Source organism: Bacillus sp. LJBS06 (genome assembly GCF_016924995.1).
GTDB classification, from domain to species: domain Bacteria; phylum Bacillota; class Bacilli; order Bacillales; family Bacillaceae; genus Bacillus; species Bacillus stercoris.
Window position 1 is genome coordinate 3,861,070 of the sequence record NZ_CP070483.1, and the last position, 15,142, is coordinate 3,876,211.

Annotated in this window: 16 protein-coding genes; 5 read left to right on the top strand and 11 right to left on the bottom strand. The window is 42.5% G+C overall.

The features are described 5' to 3' along the window. Window positions 1–8: 8 nt before the first annotated feature. Both JQX68_RS19590 and slrC read right to left on the bottom strand, forming a co-directional pair. Window positions 9–392, bottom strand: a complete 384-nt coding sequence (locus JQX68_RS19590) for a GtrA family protein (protein ID WP_014665847.1) — start codon at window positions 390–392, stop codon at window positions 9–11. 17 nt (window positions 393–409) lie between these two features. Beyond that, on the bottom strand, window positions 410–1,081 hold the full coding sequence (gene slrC / locus JQX68_RS19595) for a transcriptional regulator SlrC (RefSeq protein ID WP_069150554.1): 672 nt from the start codon (window positions 1,079–1,081) through the stop codon (window positions 410–412). A gap of 354 nt (window positions 1,082–1,435) precedes the next feature. Between slrC and slrA the strand changes: the two genes are divergently transcribed. The 3 genes from slrA (at window position 1,436) to JQX68_RS19610 (ending at window position 3,884) form a co-directional block, all read left to right on the top strand. Next, the gene (gene slrA, locus JQX68_RS19600) at window positions 1,436–1,594 is read left to right on the top strand and encodes a transcriptional regulator SlrA (RefSeq protein WP_014665849.1); all 159 of its coding nucleotides are present in this window, start codon (window positions 1,436–1,438) and stop codon (window positions 1,592–1,594) included. A gap of 443 nt (window positions 1,595–2,037) precedes the next feature. Beyond that, window positions 2,038–2,346: a DUF485 domain-containing protein gene (locus JQX68_RS19605; protein ID WP_003222190.1), complete on the top strand. Its 309-nt coding sequence runs from the start codon at window positions 2,038–2,040 to the stop codon at window positions 2,344–2,346. After that, a complete protein-coding gene (locus JQX68_RS19610) occupies window positions 2,343–3,884 on the top strand; it encodes a solute symporter family protein (protein ID WP_136653913.1) in 1,542 nt (513 codons plus the stop codon). Before JQX68_RS19605 ends, JQX68_RS19610 begins: the two co-directional genes overlap by 4 nt. Window positions 3,885–3,913: 29 nt before the next feature. On the opposite strand, the gene JQX68_RS19615 is transcribed toward JQX68_RS19610, so the two are convergent. The 7 genes from JQX68_RS19615 to cidR all read right to left on the bottom strand — a co-directional run bounded on the left by JQX68_RS19615 (window position 3,914) and on the right by cidR (window position 11,026). Continuing rightward, window positions 3,914–4,516, bottom strand: a complete 603-nt coding sequence (locus JQX68_RS19615) for a DsbA family oxidoreductase (RefSeq protein WP_069838455.1) — start codon at window positions 4,514–4,516, stop codon at window positions 3,914–3,916. Between the two features lie 89 nt (window positions 4,517–4,605). Continuing rightward, window positions 4,606–5,856: an iron uptake transporter deferrochelatase/peroxidase subunit gene (gene efeB, locus JQX68_RS19620; protein WP_069150556.1), complete on the bottom strand. Its 1,251-nt coding sequence runs from the start codon at window positions 5,854–5,856 to the stop codon at window positions 4,606–4,608. An 18-nt stretch (window positions 5,857–5,874) separates the two neighbouring features. Beyond that, a complete protein-coding gene (gene efeM, locus JQX68_RS19625; protein ID WP_069150557.1) occupies window positions 5,875–7,032 on the bottom strand; it encodes an iron uptake system protein EfeO in 1,158 nt (385 codons plus the stop codon). After that, entirely contained in the window at window positions 7,029–8,474 is a 1,446-nt protein-coding gene (gene efeU, locus JQX68_RS19630) for a ferrous ion permease EfeU (RefSeq protein WP_147772689.1), read from the bottom strand. The genes efeM and efeU overlap by 4 nt, the downstream gene beginning before the upstream one ends. Before the next feature lie 155 nt (window positions 8,475–8,629). Continuing rightward, window positions 8,630–9,298, bottom strand: coding sequence for a thiamine phosphate synthase (thiE, locus tag JQX68_RS19635; protein ID WP_014665855.1), 669 nt, complete (start codon window positions 9,296–9,298; stop codon window positions 8,630–8,632). Further along, window positions 9,295–10,113 (bottom strand): hydroxyethylthiazole kinase, encoded by an 819-nt coding sequence (gene thiM / locus JQX68_RS19640; RefSeq protein WP_147772690.1) that lies wholly within the window; start codon window positions 10,111–10,113, stop codon window positions 9,295–9,297. Before thiM ends, thiE begins: the two co-directional genes overlap by 4 nt. Before the next feature lie 7 nt (window positions 10,114–10,120). Then, window positions 10,121–11,026 (bottom strand): cidABC operon transcriptional activator CidR, encoded by a 906-nt coding sequence (cidR, locus tag JQX68_RS19645; protein WP_040081438.1) that lies wholly within the window; start codon window positions 11,024–11,026, stop codon window positions 10,121–10,123. 105 nt (window positions 11,027–11,131) lie between these two features. Between cidR and JQX68_RS19650 the strand changes: the two genes are divergently transcribed. Beyond that, a complete protein-coding gene (locus JQX68_RS19650) occupies window positions 11,132–11,518 on the top strand; it encodes a CidA/LrgA family holin-like protein (RefSeq protein ID WP_003227375.1) in 387 nt (128 codons plus the stop codon). Next, on the top strand, window positions 11,500–12,177 hold the full coding sequence (locus JQX68_RS19655; protein WP_014665858.1) for a CidB/LrgB family autolysis modulator: 678 nt from the start codon (window positions 11,500–11,502) through the stop codon (window positions 12,175–12,177). The genes JQX68_RS19650 and JQX68_RS19655 overlap by 19 nt, the downstream gene beginning before the upstream one ends. Before the next feature lie 54 nt (window positions 12,178–12,231). Here JQX68_RS19655 and JQX68_RS19660 read toward each other — a convergent pair whose 3' ends face one another. Then, window positions 12,232–12,879 carry an ATP-binding cassette domain-containing protein gene (locus tag JQX68_RS19660; protein WP_014665859.1) on the bottom strand — a complete coding sequence of 216 codons (648 nt, stop codon included), beginning with the start codon at window positions 12,877–12,879 and terminating at the stop codon, window positions 12,232–12,234. Between the two features lie 1,401 nt (window positions 12,880–14,280). Continuing rightward, window positions 14,281–15,078: an ABC transporter permease gene (locus JQX68_RS19665; protein WP_014665862.1), complete on the bottom strand. Its 798-nt coding sequence runs from the start codon at window positions 15,076–15,078 to the stop codon at window positions 14,281–14,283. Window positions 15,079–15,142: the final 64 nt, after the last annotated feature.

Below are 15,142 nucleotides of genomic sequence, written 5' to 3' on the forward strand. Positions count from 1 at the left end.
GTCCTCTGTCATACCCCTTCTTCTTTTGTTTTTTTGAAGACGAGCCATTTGCTCGCAACATAGTTGACGACAACAATGACTGCGTTGTCGAGTATTTTGGCCAAGGTTTCATTTGTATTGAACTGGCCGACAAGAATGATCATCATGCCTAAATCTATGCCGAGAGACAGGACCCGAACGCTGAAAAAAGCAGTGATCTCTTTCAGCAGGCTCTGCAGATCATGTGTTTTTTGCTGAAACACATATAATTTATTTGTTATGTAAGCAAACAGCACGGACAAAATCCAAGCAGCGACAGTGGCGGCTTTGTAATCCATATTCATCATCTCTACCAATATATAAAAGCTGGCGATATTCACAATGGTTGTGAAAACCCCCATAATGACATACATAATCATTTCTCTATACTTCACTGATGTTCCTCGCTTTCTGAAAAACTTTTCAAAATTCTTGGCCTCTCGTGCTCTCTGTCTAAGGTGAAAAATGCCGAAAGTGCGTCTAAAAAGCTGCGGAAGGTGGCGGGCTGGCCCAATACATATGATTGTTTGATGATTCCGTCGAGGACTGCACATATTATTTTAGCCGTATATTCCGGATCAATACGGGCGTCAATCAGCTTTCTCTCCTTCAGCCAATTAATAAACAACACATTTTCTTCCACCCACAATTCGTACAGCCGGACATAGGCCTTGCATTTCTGTAAGACTTTATATGTCGGCATGTTCATGGCAAACGAGGTAATGTCCCACGACGGTTTATTTATGTAATAGGAATAAAGCAGTTCTGCAGCGTGTTTTGCAGCCTCGTCCAATGTCAGCGATTTCACTGATTCCCGCTCCATTTGATCAAGGTACCCTATAATGATCTTTTTTTTCATCTGGCGTTTTTCAAGAAGATACAGCAGAAAATCGTCCTTGCTGACAAAATGAACATAAAACGCTCCTTTGCTGTATCCGGCGGCTCTGCTGATATCTTCTACAGAAACCGGATCATACGCTCGATCAATCAACAAATTCACGCCAGCTTCTATAAAACTTTCAAATGTTGCTTCTCTTTTAATTTGAAATTTGTTTTTTTTCATATTTTTCTCCTGGCGGTAATGATTACCCTTATCTTACACCGGATCAATCTTTAGCGGTATTTATTTCTTTGAACGGTTATGCTATTCGGTTTCCCAGGGGTCATTTTTAATAGGCTAATTGATTTATTTTCATTTACATACTATCCAGTCAGTATTTAATTGTTTATTATTATAATTAAGATCCATTGGTTATATTAGTCATTTTTTTAGGGAATAGGTAGGTGGTTTTTCCTTCAGTTTGTGAACACCGAGCAACTATGTGTGAAATTTGTTGTACTCGCCTCATCATCGCGCCGGCTTGTCTTTTATTGCCCGCATGTTGCAGGAAAACATTTTATACAATTGGAGGTTACTATGAAAACTCATGTTAAAAAAGATTTGGACAAAGGTTGGCATATGTTGATTCAAGAAGCTAGATCCATTGGATTAGGCATTCATGATGTGAGGCAGTTTTTAGAATCTGAAGCAGCATCGAGAAAGAAAAACCACAAAAAAACCGTCCGCCAAGACTAATCCGATCAGGCGGATCTATTTACCTCTGGCTTTTCTATCACCTGATCTGAGTTTTCACCATATCCTCTATTTCGAAAGCACATTGCTGCGCTTAGCTTGAGGACAAACGGTGTGTCAGCTAACTACGACAGACAGCCGGTGATGCGATCACCTCTTGGCACATGCATTGTCATAAAGAGGTGATGCGAATATGATAACCGTGCTCTGATAAACAGCAGCTTTGCTGAGAAGAAGCTGCATTCGGTGAGGTTTTGAAAGCAAACTCGTTTATACACGGCCGAGCTTGAAAACCTTCGCCTGTCTTTATACCACTGTGTTCACCTCTTCACGACTTCCTTCTTTTTTCATCCTCCAGGTATAGTTCAACGCATAAATCAGACTTTCAGTACATACCTATTGGTGTACCTTTTTGCTTACGTATAGCGAATAAAAGGAGGAAAGCCATGTACAAAGCTGATTACAAACAGATTGCTGCAACGCCGTCTTTCCAAGCTTTTTTAAAGCAGAAACGTGCTTTTATTGTTCCTTCTGCGATTTTCTTTTTTGTCTTTTATTTTTCACTTCCTGTTTTGACTTCTTATTTCACCTTTTTGAATGCGCCGGCCATTGGAGCTGTTTCATGGGCTTGGCTGTTCGCCATCGCCCAATTCGCCATGACTTGGATACTGAGTACGGTGTATTCCCGAAGAGCAGCTCATTTCGATCGGTATGTAAGCGCTTTAAAAGAAGATCTAAAGGGTGAACAGACATGAATATGACCGCTTTTTTATTGTTTTTGGCGATTGTCGGCCTGACGCTTATTATCACGTATTTTGCCGCGAAGAAGACAAAAACGACAAGTGAGTTTTATACGGCGGGCGGCGGGCTCACCGGTGTTCAGAATGGACTGGCAATTGCGGGTGACTACATGTCTGCCGCCTCGTTTCTTGGGATTGCCGGAATGATTGCGTTATATGGATTTGATGGTTTCTTTTACAGCATCGGTTTTCTTGTGGCTTATCTCGTTGTCTTGTATATCGTGGCGGAACCGCTTCGGAATCTTGGAAAGTATACAATGGCAGACATGATAGCCGCTCGATTTAAAGAAAAGAAAATCCGCGGAGTTGCGGCGCTCAATACCATTGCCATCTCTACTTTTTATATGATTGCCCAGCTCGTGGGGGCGGGCGCGCTGATCAAACTGCTTCTTGGACTGGATTACACCGCGGCGGTTCTCATCGTTGGAGTGCTGATGACCATTTATGTCGTGTTTGGGGGCATGATCGCGACAAGCTGGGTTCAAATTATTAAAGCCGTTTTGCTGATGGCCGGCACACTCGTGATTTCGATCATCGTGTTTTCAAAATTCGGCTTTAGCCTTAATACCATGTTTGAACAGATGAAAACGGCTACTCCGCTTGGCGCTGATTTCTTGAATCCCGGGAATAAATACAAGGTGCCGCTTGAAACCTTATCGTTAAACTTGGCACTCGTGCTGGGAACCGCCGGGCTTCCGCATATTTTGATCCGGTTTTATACCGTTAAGGATGCCAAAACAGCCCGTACTTCTGTGGTGTCAGCGACATGGATTATCGGTGTGTTTTACATTATGACGGTGTTTCTCGGCTTTGGCGCTGCTGCATTTGTCGGTTTTGACGCGATTACGGCAGCTGATCAAGCGGGAAATATGGCGGCTCCGCTTTTAGCAAAAGCGCTCGGGGGAGACTTCCTATTCGCGTTTGTATCAGCCATTGCCTTCGCTACCATTTTGGCTGTCGTGACAGGATTGGTGCTGTCTGCCGCCTCAGCATTTGCCCATGATATTTACAGCCAGATCATCAGAAAGGGAGAAGCAACTGAAAAAGAACAGATGAAAGCGGCCAGATGGGCTTCAATCGCCGTGTCAGTGCTCTCGATTCTCCTAGCGATTTTTGCACAGTCCTTAAATGTGGCGTTCCTTGTTGCCCTTGCGTTTGCGGTAGCCGCCAGCGCAAATCTCCCGCTGATTGTGTTTACGGTCTTTTGGAAACGATTCAATGCTTCAGGCGCTTTATGGGGGAGTCTGACAGGCCTGATCAGCGCGCTTGTGCTTGTGTCGATGAGTCCGAGTGTATGGGACCCGGCCGGAGGTGCTATTTTCACCGGCGATCCGCTCATCCCGCTGTCTAATCCAGGGATTATTTCCATCCCGCTTGGCTTCCTCGGCGCGTGGCTCGGAACGGTGCTGTCGTCTGATAAAACAATTAATGAAGATACGTTTGCAGAAATACAGGTGAAGGCGCATACTGGCATTCATATGGAACAGGAGTAAAAAAGCTCTCTTTATCGAGAGCTTTTTCCTTACTTTTTCTTCTGCTCGTCAGAAATCGCTTTTTCAAATACATCCTTGCCGGCCGCACCCGGAATGACAGTGTCGCCAATAATAAAGGTTGGAACGGCTGTGATGTCAGCCTCTTCATAGGCGTGCTTCAAGGCTTGGCGCTGCACGTCCTGATATGTTCTTGCTTCCAGTGCTGATTGAAATGATGCTCCGTCTAATCCCACTTCCTCGGCGAGCTTCGTCAAGATGTCAATGTCGCCGATATTTTGGCCCTCTTGAAAAAATGCCTGAAAAACACGGGTGTTGTATTCATGTCCTTTATTGAATTCCTTCGCAAAATGGAAGCCTTCAAACGCGAGATCTGTATACGGATGGGGCGAGACGTTTGGAAAATTGATCTCGACTCCTAATTTCTCCGCCATTGGCAGAATGGATGTCTGCCACATGTATTGTTTGGAAGGATCATTGACCGGATCAAGCTGAGGGGATGGGCTTGGGCGCAGTTCAAACGGCATCCACTCGACTTCAACATCCTTTCCTTTTATCGCTTCTTCAAAAGCGGCTTTTCCGACGAAACAAAATGGGCAGACGTAATCTGAATAAACTTTGATGTGTACTGTCATGATAATTCTCCTTTCGTATAAATTGATTTTAAACTGTAACAATTAAAGTTACAACTGTTTTTTTAATAAAGAAGCCAATTTAGGCTTCTTTATGATTCCAGCAAGCGCTGGGCAATATATTCTCCTTTTTTGCAGCCGCCTGGGCATGCGTATAAAGCAGAACCGATTGTTTGTGTATATTCATTTAACGCATCCTTTGCCGAAAGAGCCTTCAGCATCGGGATAAACTGATTGTCGGGATTTTTTTGAAAACTGATAAACAGGAGACCTGCATCCATATAGCCGGTTTTCGGATCAAGTCCTTCTGTGTAAGAGAAAGCTCTTCGCAAAATTTGTTTTCCAGTAGATTTCGCTAGACTGACGTGCGAATTAGACGGAATTTGATTCAGCTTCACAGGATCTGTTTCCTTTTTCTGTCCGAAAGGCGCCCCTGAGCTTTTTCTGCGGCCGAAGGTATCCTCTTGGTCCTTGAGGGAAGAGCGGTCCCATATCTCAAGGAACATTTTGATTTTCCGAAAAGCCATATAGGTGCCGCCCGTCATCCAGTCAGGCTCACCGGACTGAATCCACACGATCGAGTTCATCAAGCTGTCATCCTCCGTGCTCTGGTTGCCTGTTCCATCTTTGAACCCGAAGAGATTGCGCGGTGTTTCGCCATTTTTTCCTCCGCTTAAAAAGCCTTTGTTCACAAAGCGGACCTCACAAGTGCCGACCGCTTGATTTAACAGGTTGCGCAGCGCGTGAAACGCCACTTGCTCATCGTCTGCACACACTTGAATGCAGATGTCTCCGCCTCCCTGCTTTTCATCCAGGTTGTCATTCGGCATCGCTGGAAGAGCGGCCAGGTGTTTCGGTTTTTTGCTTTTCAGCCCGAAGCGGTCCTTTCCGTCTTTTTCAAAAAAGCCAGGCCCGAATCCGAATGTGACCGTTAAGTTGGAAGGGGGTAAATCAACAGACTCACCTGTATCCTGCGGCGGCAGATATTGGTTTTTCTGCTCAGCCGACATTTTCTTGCCAGACGTCAGCATCTGTGTGAGACTTGTCCAGTTTCTAAATAATGTAATGATGTCGCTTTTCTCTTTTGCTGTCACATCCAGCGCAGCAAAGTAGACATACGTTTGATGGGCAGTTGTGATTCCGGCCTGATGCTTTCCGTAAAACGGAACGACCTGGTCATCCTCTTTTTCATCCTTTTTCGATGACTTAGCCGCGGTCTGCACAAGCGGAGCGAGTCCGCCGAGTCCGCTGGCACCGATCGCAACGGCTGCCCCCGCCATTGCCCCCCATTTTAAAATGTCCCGTCTGTGAATTTGTTCTGGCTTTTTTTGTTCATCGCTCATGATGTTACAAAACTCCTTTTATAGCACATTCGCAATCTTCGACATGGTTTCAGAAAGAGTCGTCAGCTTAGTGCTCAGCTCTCTGATTTGCTTTTCACTTAATTTATCATAAGACGTATAGGACTGATCATTTGTTTTGTATTTTGCCATTAAAACTTCAAATTCGCTGAATTCCGTATCCAGTTTTTCCGTCAAGTCGGAGTGATCTTTTACAAGCGCGCTTTTCACTGTTTGATAAACGGCTTCGGAGCCTTCCACATTTGCCATAAGGTCGACTAAGTCGATTCGTGAGTAGCGCTCTTCTTCTCCCGTGATTTTCGAAATCCCGGCTTCGTTCAGAAGCTCCATCGCGCCTGCTACAATTTGTTCAGGTGTTAATTTCAGTGATTGAATTGAACCGTCAAGCTTTTTTACATCTTTGAGAAGCTGGTCAGCTGTTGCCTTTTCCCCGGAAATATCTTGATCCTTCCAAATGGCCTTCTCAAGCTTATGGAAGCCTGTCCATTTGGCTCCTTCTTCAACATCGTTTTCTCGTGCATCGATTTTCGGGTCAAGATCTCCAAGGCTTTCAGCGATCGGCTCGATTCGCTCGTAATAAACACGCGCTTTCGCATATAACGTTTTAGATTTTTCGATATCGCCGGATTTCACAGCGCTTGTAAATGCTTCAGTCGCTTTGACAAGCTGGTCACTCTGCTCTTTGACATAGCCTTTATATTCATCCGCTGCTTTTGCCAGCTGATCGCTAGCCTTTTTGCCGCTCTTCTTTGCTTCTGTCAGGTCTTCTAAGGATGCTTTCAGTGACTCGGATTCTGTCTTGATTTTTGCTGTATCCGGTTTGTCTTTTTGCGCTTCTGTGTAGATTGGCTGAAGATGCTTTTCGATTTCTGTATATTCGAATGGATAGTCGCTGCGAATATCGTTTTCAAAGGAAAGCCAGTAGCTGTTTAACTCTTTCCCTTTCTTTTCAATCTCTTTTTGGTCTCCTTTTTCCGCTGAGTCATTCAGCTTGGAAATGATGGTTTCCATTTTATTTACCGAAGCGGAGATCTCTTTGGTGACCCCGCTTTTCTCAGATGAAGCTTTTTCTTTAGTTGAAGATGTGTCGTTGGCTCCGCAGCCCGCGCACAGCGCAAGGATGCATCCGGCTGATACAGCGATTTTTGTGAAATTCATTTTGTCAGTTCCTTTCCGTTTGTAAAATGTTTTGCCGCTTCTGAAACAAGCACAATCAATAAAAAGAGTAAAATCAGCAATTGCGGAATCGTGCTGTACACGGACGGATAAATTCCTAACACCGATACAGACGGCAGCCAGCTTTCTGCATCAGACGGAAGAATGCCCGCCAGCTGAAGGCTGTGAACGCCGGTGCCGAGAAATTTCACGCACATATACAGGACAACCGCCATTGATAGAAGAAAGAACGGCTTCAATGGAATGCGCATTCCGAGCTTGATCATCAGAACACCGACGATAACGAGAACGATAAGCCCTGCGGCAGTTCCGCCGATCAGTTCAGTAAGCGGGAGCTTCCCGACAAGCCCGATGAAAAAGATGACCGTTTCGAGACCTTCTCTTACAACGGCCAGAAATGCAATGAGCGCAAAGGAAAGCAGGCTTCGTTTTTTCAGTGCCTGTGACTTCTGGATATTGATTTTTTCTCTCCATTTATCCATTGAGGTGTTTCTGTGCAGCCACACCCCGACATACAAAAGCATGACAGCGGACAATACGCCGGTAACACCGCCAAGCAAGAAATTGTTTTCTCCGAATACACTGGAGGAGAACAAAACCGTGACACCGATGCCCGCTGCTAAGGAAACAACCATGCCGGCGGACGCCCCGCCCCAGATCCATGCCGAAGAGCGCGTGACCCGCGCTTTCTTTGTCATGGTTAGCAGCGCTCCGATGACAAGGAGGGCCTCCATTCCTTCACGAATCGGGATCAGCGCCGCGTCCCACCAGCTGTAGCTGCTTGAAGCGATCGGCTCGAGCAATTGAATCATTTCGTCAATTTGCTTTGATACCTTTTCGGGATGGCTGCCGATCTCAGCTTTCATCAACGCCAGATTTTCCTCTGATGTCGTATAGACTTCTTTCGATTGGGAAACGACGTCTCCCTCTACGGCGAGCCAGGATGTAACTAAATTGTCGATTGCGGATGACGCTTCATCCAATTGTTTTTTTTCTATTAACTGCTTCGTGTCTTTCAAGCTGTGTATATAGGCTGTTAAGGATGCCCTTGATTGACCTGAGGATGTCTTTTTCAGCACGACAGCCTGCTGATAGGTTTCTAAATGAGACGAAAGCTCTTCAAGCTGTGTTTTGAGCTTGTCTGCATCTTGATTGATAAAAGAAAGAGAAATCATTGCGATATTCGCGTCCATTTCGCTGTGAGAAGAAAGGTTTTCCTTCTTAATAGAAGGTTCTTCTTTTTTCCACTTCGCCTTGAAGGTTTCAAACGTTTGTTGTGCCGAGTCTATATCTCCGTCTTGTACGGATTTGATCATTTGCTTGTTTAATTGAATTAATGCAGCGATCGGATCATCTTCCGCGTGTGCCGCAGAACCGAAAACCATCAACAAGCTGAATAAAATAAGTGCCAGCCCTCGAGCCATCATGTTCCTCCTATAACTGAAAATGATTATCATTGTATAACATAATCATAGCCAGTTCCTGTCCTTTGTCAATTAAAATTTGAAGGTCTGAAAACCTTGATATAAAGCAAAAAGGCTGTCCTTTATAGAACAGCCTTTTGAAGGAAGAAGAACGTTTATCTTCTTGTTTTATACGTTTGAATTTCTTCATGAAACTTGCGTGCGGCACCCTCAGGATCCTCCGCCTGACTGATGGCGCTGATCATACTGACACCATCGGCCCCCGCTTGGATAATAGGTGAGGCATTATCTATTGTGATGCCGCCGATGCCGACAATTGGAATGCTGATGCCTTGGCGGCGGACTGCTTCGATAAGAGATACCCCTTGTACCGCTCTCGTATCCTTTTTCGTTTCAGTCGGATAGATCGGCCCGAGTCCGACATAATCCGCTCCGTCTTCTTCGGCTTGCTTCACCTCAGACATCGTATGGGCGGAAACGCCGAGAATCATATCACCTATGGCAGCTCTTACCTCTTTCGCGTTTGCGTCTTCCTGGCCGATGTGGATACCGTCAGCTTTCAGCTTCAGAGCCAATTCCACATCATCATTGACAATGAACGGAACACCAGCTTCACGGCAGGCTGCCTGCACTTTTTCAGCAAATTCAGCCCGAGCCTCTCCAGTCAGTGCATCCCCGCCCTTTTCACGGAATTGGTACAGGGTGGCACCGCCTTTTAACGCTTTTTGTACAACTGTGACAGGATCAGCTTTCGTATTGTTTGACCCCATAATGAAGTAAACAGATAATAACTCTTTCATCATTTCCCGAGAAATACGAGTCATGAGACAGTCACCCTTTCAATTGTCGCCCATTCTTGGACGTCTTGTTCAGTAACAGACGAAAGCTTGTTCAGCAATTCAATCTGAAAGCTTCCCGGACCTTTGTCAGCTGTTTGCTGTGCGGCAAGCTGAGCTGCGACTCCATACGAGGAAATAGCAGCGATAGCAGCAAACAATGGATTTTCTTCCACAGCGCAAAACGCACCGACAACGGAAGTCAACAGGCAGCCGGCGCCTGTTACTTTTGTCAGCAGCTTGTGGCCATTATGAAGGGCATATACGTTTGATGTGTCGGCAATGACATCGACTTCACCAGTAATCGCAATGGCCGTGTTTAGCTTTTGTGCCGCTTGCTGAGCCAGCCGGATGATGTCGCCCCCGCCTTCACCCGCATCAACACCTTTGATCAGCCAATCCGTCACACCGACGGTATGGGCAATTTCCGCCGCATTTCCTCTGATTGCAGCAAGGCGCACCTCACGAATGATGTCACGTGCCGATTCAGTTCGGAACGGTGTTGCTCCGGCACCGACAGGATCAAGAATGACGGGGACGCTATGTTCATTGGCTGATTTTCCCGCGATGATCATCGCTTCGACTGACTCCTTGCTCAGCGTTCCGATATTCAAAACGAGTGCCCCCGCAATCTTCGCCATATCGGCAACCTCTTCTTTCGCGTACGCCATAACGGGCGATGCGCCGAGCGCGAGCAGGCCGTTTGCTGTGAAATTCGTTACAACATTGTTGGTTATGCTGTGCACCAGAGGGCTATGCTGGCGAACAGCAGTCAGGCATTTTGCTGCTGATTGTGCATCCATGTTTGCATCATCCTTTACTATCTTTTTTCGGGTCCCATAAATACGATTTCGTATGTTCGAGCCAAGCTCTGGCGGCAAACGGCAAGTAGCGGTCCTTTCTCCAAATAATGGCGAGATGCCAAGGGATGACCGGATCGATAAGCGGAATGACTTTCACTTTTTCCGGGTCAAGTCCGCGGCAAATTCGTTCCGGCAAAAGCCCGATTCCAAGGTTGGCTGACACCATCTCACTAATAAAATCCCATTGTGAGGTTTCATAAATGATATGAGGCCGGAATCCAGCCTTGATACATTCCGTCATAATTCGGTTGTGCAGGACAAAATCCTCCCTGAAGAAGATAAAAGGCTCGTCCTTCAACTCACGCAGCTGACATTCCTTCTCATCAGCCAGCCGGTGGGAAGGGTGAACGACAAGCATTAAGGTTTCTTTTACGATTGTAAACGAATGAAAGATGTCTTCGTTTGCGGGAAGGACCACAACGCCGATATCAAGAGAGCCGTCCCCGACACCTTCTTGGACTTTTATAGAACCGTCTTCGACTAGTTGAAAGGTGACATTCGGATAGTTTTCACGGAAATCGCCGAGCACTCTCGGGAAAAACCCCGAGCCGATCATTGGCGGCAGTCCAATCCGTACGTGCCCTTTCTTGACTTCCATAATATCATTTAATTCTGACGTCAGGTTTTGAAATGATTTAATAATTTCCTGCGCCTGCACATACATGCTATGGCCGGCGTCTGTCAGTTCCACCTGCCTGCCATTTCGGTAAAACAGTTCAATCCCGAGCTCTTCTTCTAAATTTTTGATCATTTTTGATATCGTCGGCTGAGAAACATAAAGGGATTGGGAAGCCTTCGTAAAGCTTTTTAAACGGGCGACTTCCAAGAAATATGTTAAATGGCGGATATCCATGTGCTTCACCCTTTCTATAGACAAAAGGAATACTTCTTATTCTTAATATATATTTTACCTATAGCGAGACCTTATGTACAATATGAATATAAGGGAGGCATCAATATGAAAAAACTGTTGCTAACCGTTATTCAAATCGCTCTGTTATTTATATTTGCTAGGCTGATTAATTGGGTGACAGCCCTTCTTCATATAAATATTCCCGGCAGTATAATAGGGATTGTGATTCTTTTCACATTATTGCACTTTAACATCATCAAGCTGGAATGGATAGAGCTTGGTGCAGCGTGGCTTCTCGGGGAGCTGCTTTTATTTTTTATCCCGTCTGCCGTCGGAGTGATTGAATACGGAGACATTATGTCGAAATTTGGTGTCAGCATTCTGCTTGTTGTCATCATCAGCACGTTTGTCGTGATGGTGTCTACAGGAACGCTTACACAACTCATTGCAAAGAGAAAGGAGAAAAAGCATACGTGTTCATCGGAATTGTAAGTTTGTTTTTAACGGTTTTGGTGTATTTAGGAGCAAAAAAGGTCTATCAACGCTTTCCGCGTGTTTATACGTCGCCGCTATTGCTGACGCCCGCTGTGTTAGTCGGTCTGCTGCTGCTGGTGAATGTCCCGTACGAGTCCTATAATCTCGGCGGCGGTTTGCTGACCGATATGCTTCAGCCGGCCACCGTGGCATTCGCGATCCCGCTATATAAATATTTCCCTGTTTTAAAGAAATACGCAGTGGAAATTATTTTGAATGTGGCCGTCGGTTCATGCATCGCGATTATTTCTACCGCTCTTATTGCGAAATGGCTTCACCTCGGCACCGGCTTAATTGACAGCCTCGTCCCGAGATCAGTGACAACGCCGATCGCGATGAACGTATCTGAAATGATCGGCGGAATGCCTGCCGTCACTGCCGTGTTTGTGATTTTAACCGCTTTGTTCGGCACAGTGATCGGCCCGATGGTCATCCGCTATTTCCGAATTGATAACGAAATCGCCCGGGGCGTGCTGCTCGGCACAAGCGCGCACGGAGCGGGAACGTCAAAAGCATTTGAGCTCAGCTCTGTGTCCGGAACGATTTCCAGTGTGTCGATGATCTTGGCTGCGATTATGACGCTTTGCGCGGCGCCGTTTTTGCTTTCATTTATGTAAGAAAAAACACCATTTCTTAGTTAATAAGAAATGGTGTTTTTATATTTTTTATCATTAATCAATATTACTAGGAGCAGTTACGCTCCCCTCTTTCACTTCATATATTTCATCACTAATTAATTCTAGAAAATATTTATCGTGACTTGAAATAAGAATTAACTTGTTTCTTTTTTTATATTCGTTCAAAAATGTCTTAATTCGTTCAATCGTTGCTTCATCCAGTGCATTTGTAGGTTCATCAAGTATAAGGAGATCCGGACTTTCCATTATAGCTTGGCCTATAGCTAATCGTTGTTTCATCCCCAATGAAAACTTCTTATATTTCCTTGAGTCATTCTTGTCCAAACCAACAACTTCTAAGGCATGGTCTATATCTGCATCTGTAGCCTTCTTTTTTATAGATGCAAGTACTTTTAAATTTTGTTTACCAGTTAAATGAGGAACAAATTCTGGATTTTCAATAACAATTCCCATGCTCTCTGGAAACGAAATTTCCTTATGTAAAATTTCCCCGTTTACAGTAATAACACCATTGTCAGGCACTAGGAGTCCAGAGATAACTCTGAAAAGCATTGATTTTCCTGAACCGTTAGAGCCTCTAAATCCATATATTTTTCCTGATTCTAATTGAAGCGAAACATTGTTTACTACCTTGTTGGAATTCAATGTTTTTGTTACATTCTCTAATGTTAAAAAAGACATAGTGTTCTCCTTTAGAAAAAGTTTTGACGACCAATTCTCCTTATCGCTAAAAATACCCAAACTAAGATTGTAAGAAAAAAGAAAAGCAAATAACTATGAGGAACATATTGCCCAAACGCGTAACTAACAAAAGAGTATTTACCTGGAAAAGGAATGTTTACCCAAACTGGCAGTATCAACAAGCCGTAAACTATAATGAAGGACAGAATAGGTTTTATCCTTAAGGTCAATACAGACTGACATATACCACAAATTACAAATGTTAAGAACACTGTAAAAAAGGTGTAGATTGTAGCACTGTTATAGTGAAAACTTCCATGTTTTAAAAAAACCACTATATGCACTAATAAAATCAGTAACAGACAATAAATAAAACATAATAATATAGTGTAAAGCAGTTTACCGAATAACCAACGTTCTCTTGATGTAAATCTAGTAAGGGTGAGAGAAATCATGTTGCTTCGTTGATAATATAAATAATTGCCGTTTAATAACAAATAAAAGCCGCAAATAAAGAAATAAGGAAAAGGTAAAGAAAAAACTCTATTTCCCATTATTGACTCCCAAACTGATTTAATATCAATTATTTGAAGGCTGCTAACAATTAGAAACAGCAAAAAAATATTTACAACAAGCCAAAAAATCCATGGCCATTTATTTTGTCTCCAAACATTTTTCATGTCATATAAATACATTCTTTGTTATCTCCTCAATGTTTGAAAAGATTTTGTTAATTTCAAGCAAATTAAGGTCAGAAAAACAATTACAATCAAAAGATACAACCTATCATAAAACAACGTATAAAGTGAATAATCAAAGGTTGAAGCTATTGCTTGAATGAATAAAATAGAAAAAGAGTCGTATATATCATTAAATAAAATCAAAAGTACAACAGCTGAACCAATTAAAGTTCCATAAGTAGGCGAGATCAATTCAAACATTAAAATAATCAGTTGCACAATAAATAAAATCAGTAACCATCCTACTAACAAAAATATGATTTGCATGATTTCATTTTTATTAACCATCTGGAGGCTATTCATAAACATATCAGGTTTTAAAATTAATGCAGTAAGGATCGTTGTTAGAATTGATAATACTAAAAATACAGTAGTTCTTAACAGAACAAGCAATAATAAAAATCGAAAAAAAATCTTTCTGATTTTGAAGCGCGAAACAACGTAATTCGAAAAATGCCAGCTATTCATATTTAATAAAAAAATACACACTGTTATAAAACTTGTAGGTGAGCCTAATATATTAGAAAGCACTCTAATTAAGCTAATATTTGTTACTTCGTTAATTGTATTATTATAAAACACGCTCATATTCAACAACATTAAAGATATAAGACTTAATACAATCTTTTTGCGATTTATTTTTAGAATGTAATACAAAAAATTATTTCTGGACATATTTTTTCATTCCAATAAAACAGCCTATTAAAGATACGATTAAAACGAAAGATGGCACTGCTAAAACATAAAATACCGAAATTCCTGTAATTGATTGAATAGGATTCATTAATAATATTGGTGATAACTGCGGATAAAAAATTTCAAATACAGGTTCTAGAACTAAAACAATAAGAAATGGAGACAAATATGCTAAATACCTATTCTTTAAAAAAGTAGATAGACATACGCCTAGAATTGCAAAAGATCCTGCATAATAAAACAATATGAATATATATATTAACATGTATATATTCGGATGATACTTCGCAATTTGATGAAACAGATGATAGTTTTCAACAAATTGTCCGCTTGTTAAGTTATTCCCAAACATTATTGCCATTAATATAAATGATAATAAAAATGGAAAAACAAACAAGAAACCGCCGCTAATAAATGATGTTATCAATTTTGCTACAAAATATTTGATTGCAGAACTGCGAGTCATAACAAATTGAAAATAACCGCTTTTCTTTTCTTCTAATACACTGGTGCTATAAGGTAAACAAGAAATTAAAGCAAATAATAATATTAACATCCCGCTAATAACCGAATCATTTGTACCAAGCCAGAAATATAGAGAAAAACTCAAATGAGACTTATCAAAATAAGGCATATTGAATTTTTGATAGACAGACACAAAAATATCTATCCCAAAAAGGAGAATCATGATTAATAAGGAGAATTTGTATTTATTCGATCCAAAAACATCTTTGATATTATTTTTTAACAGTTGGTAAAACAAAAAAAAACCTCCAATTCAAATAACTAGAAAGATTAAAACTCTTTCTAGTTATTTGTGAAATTAT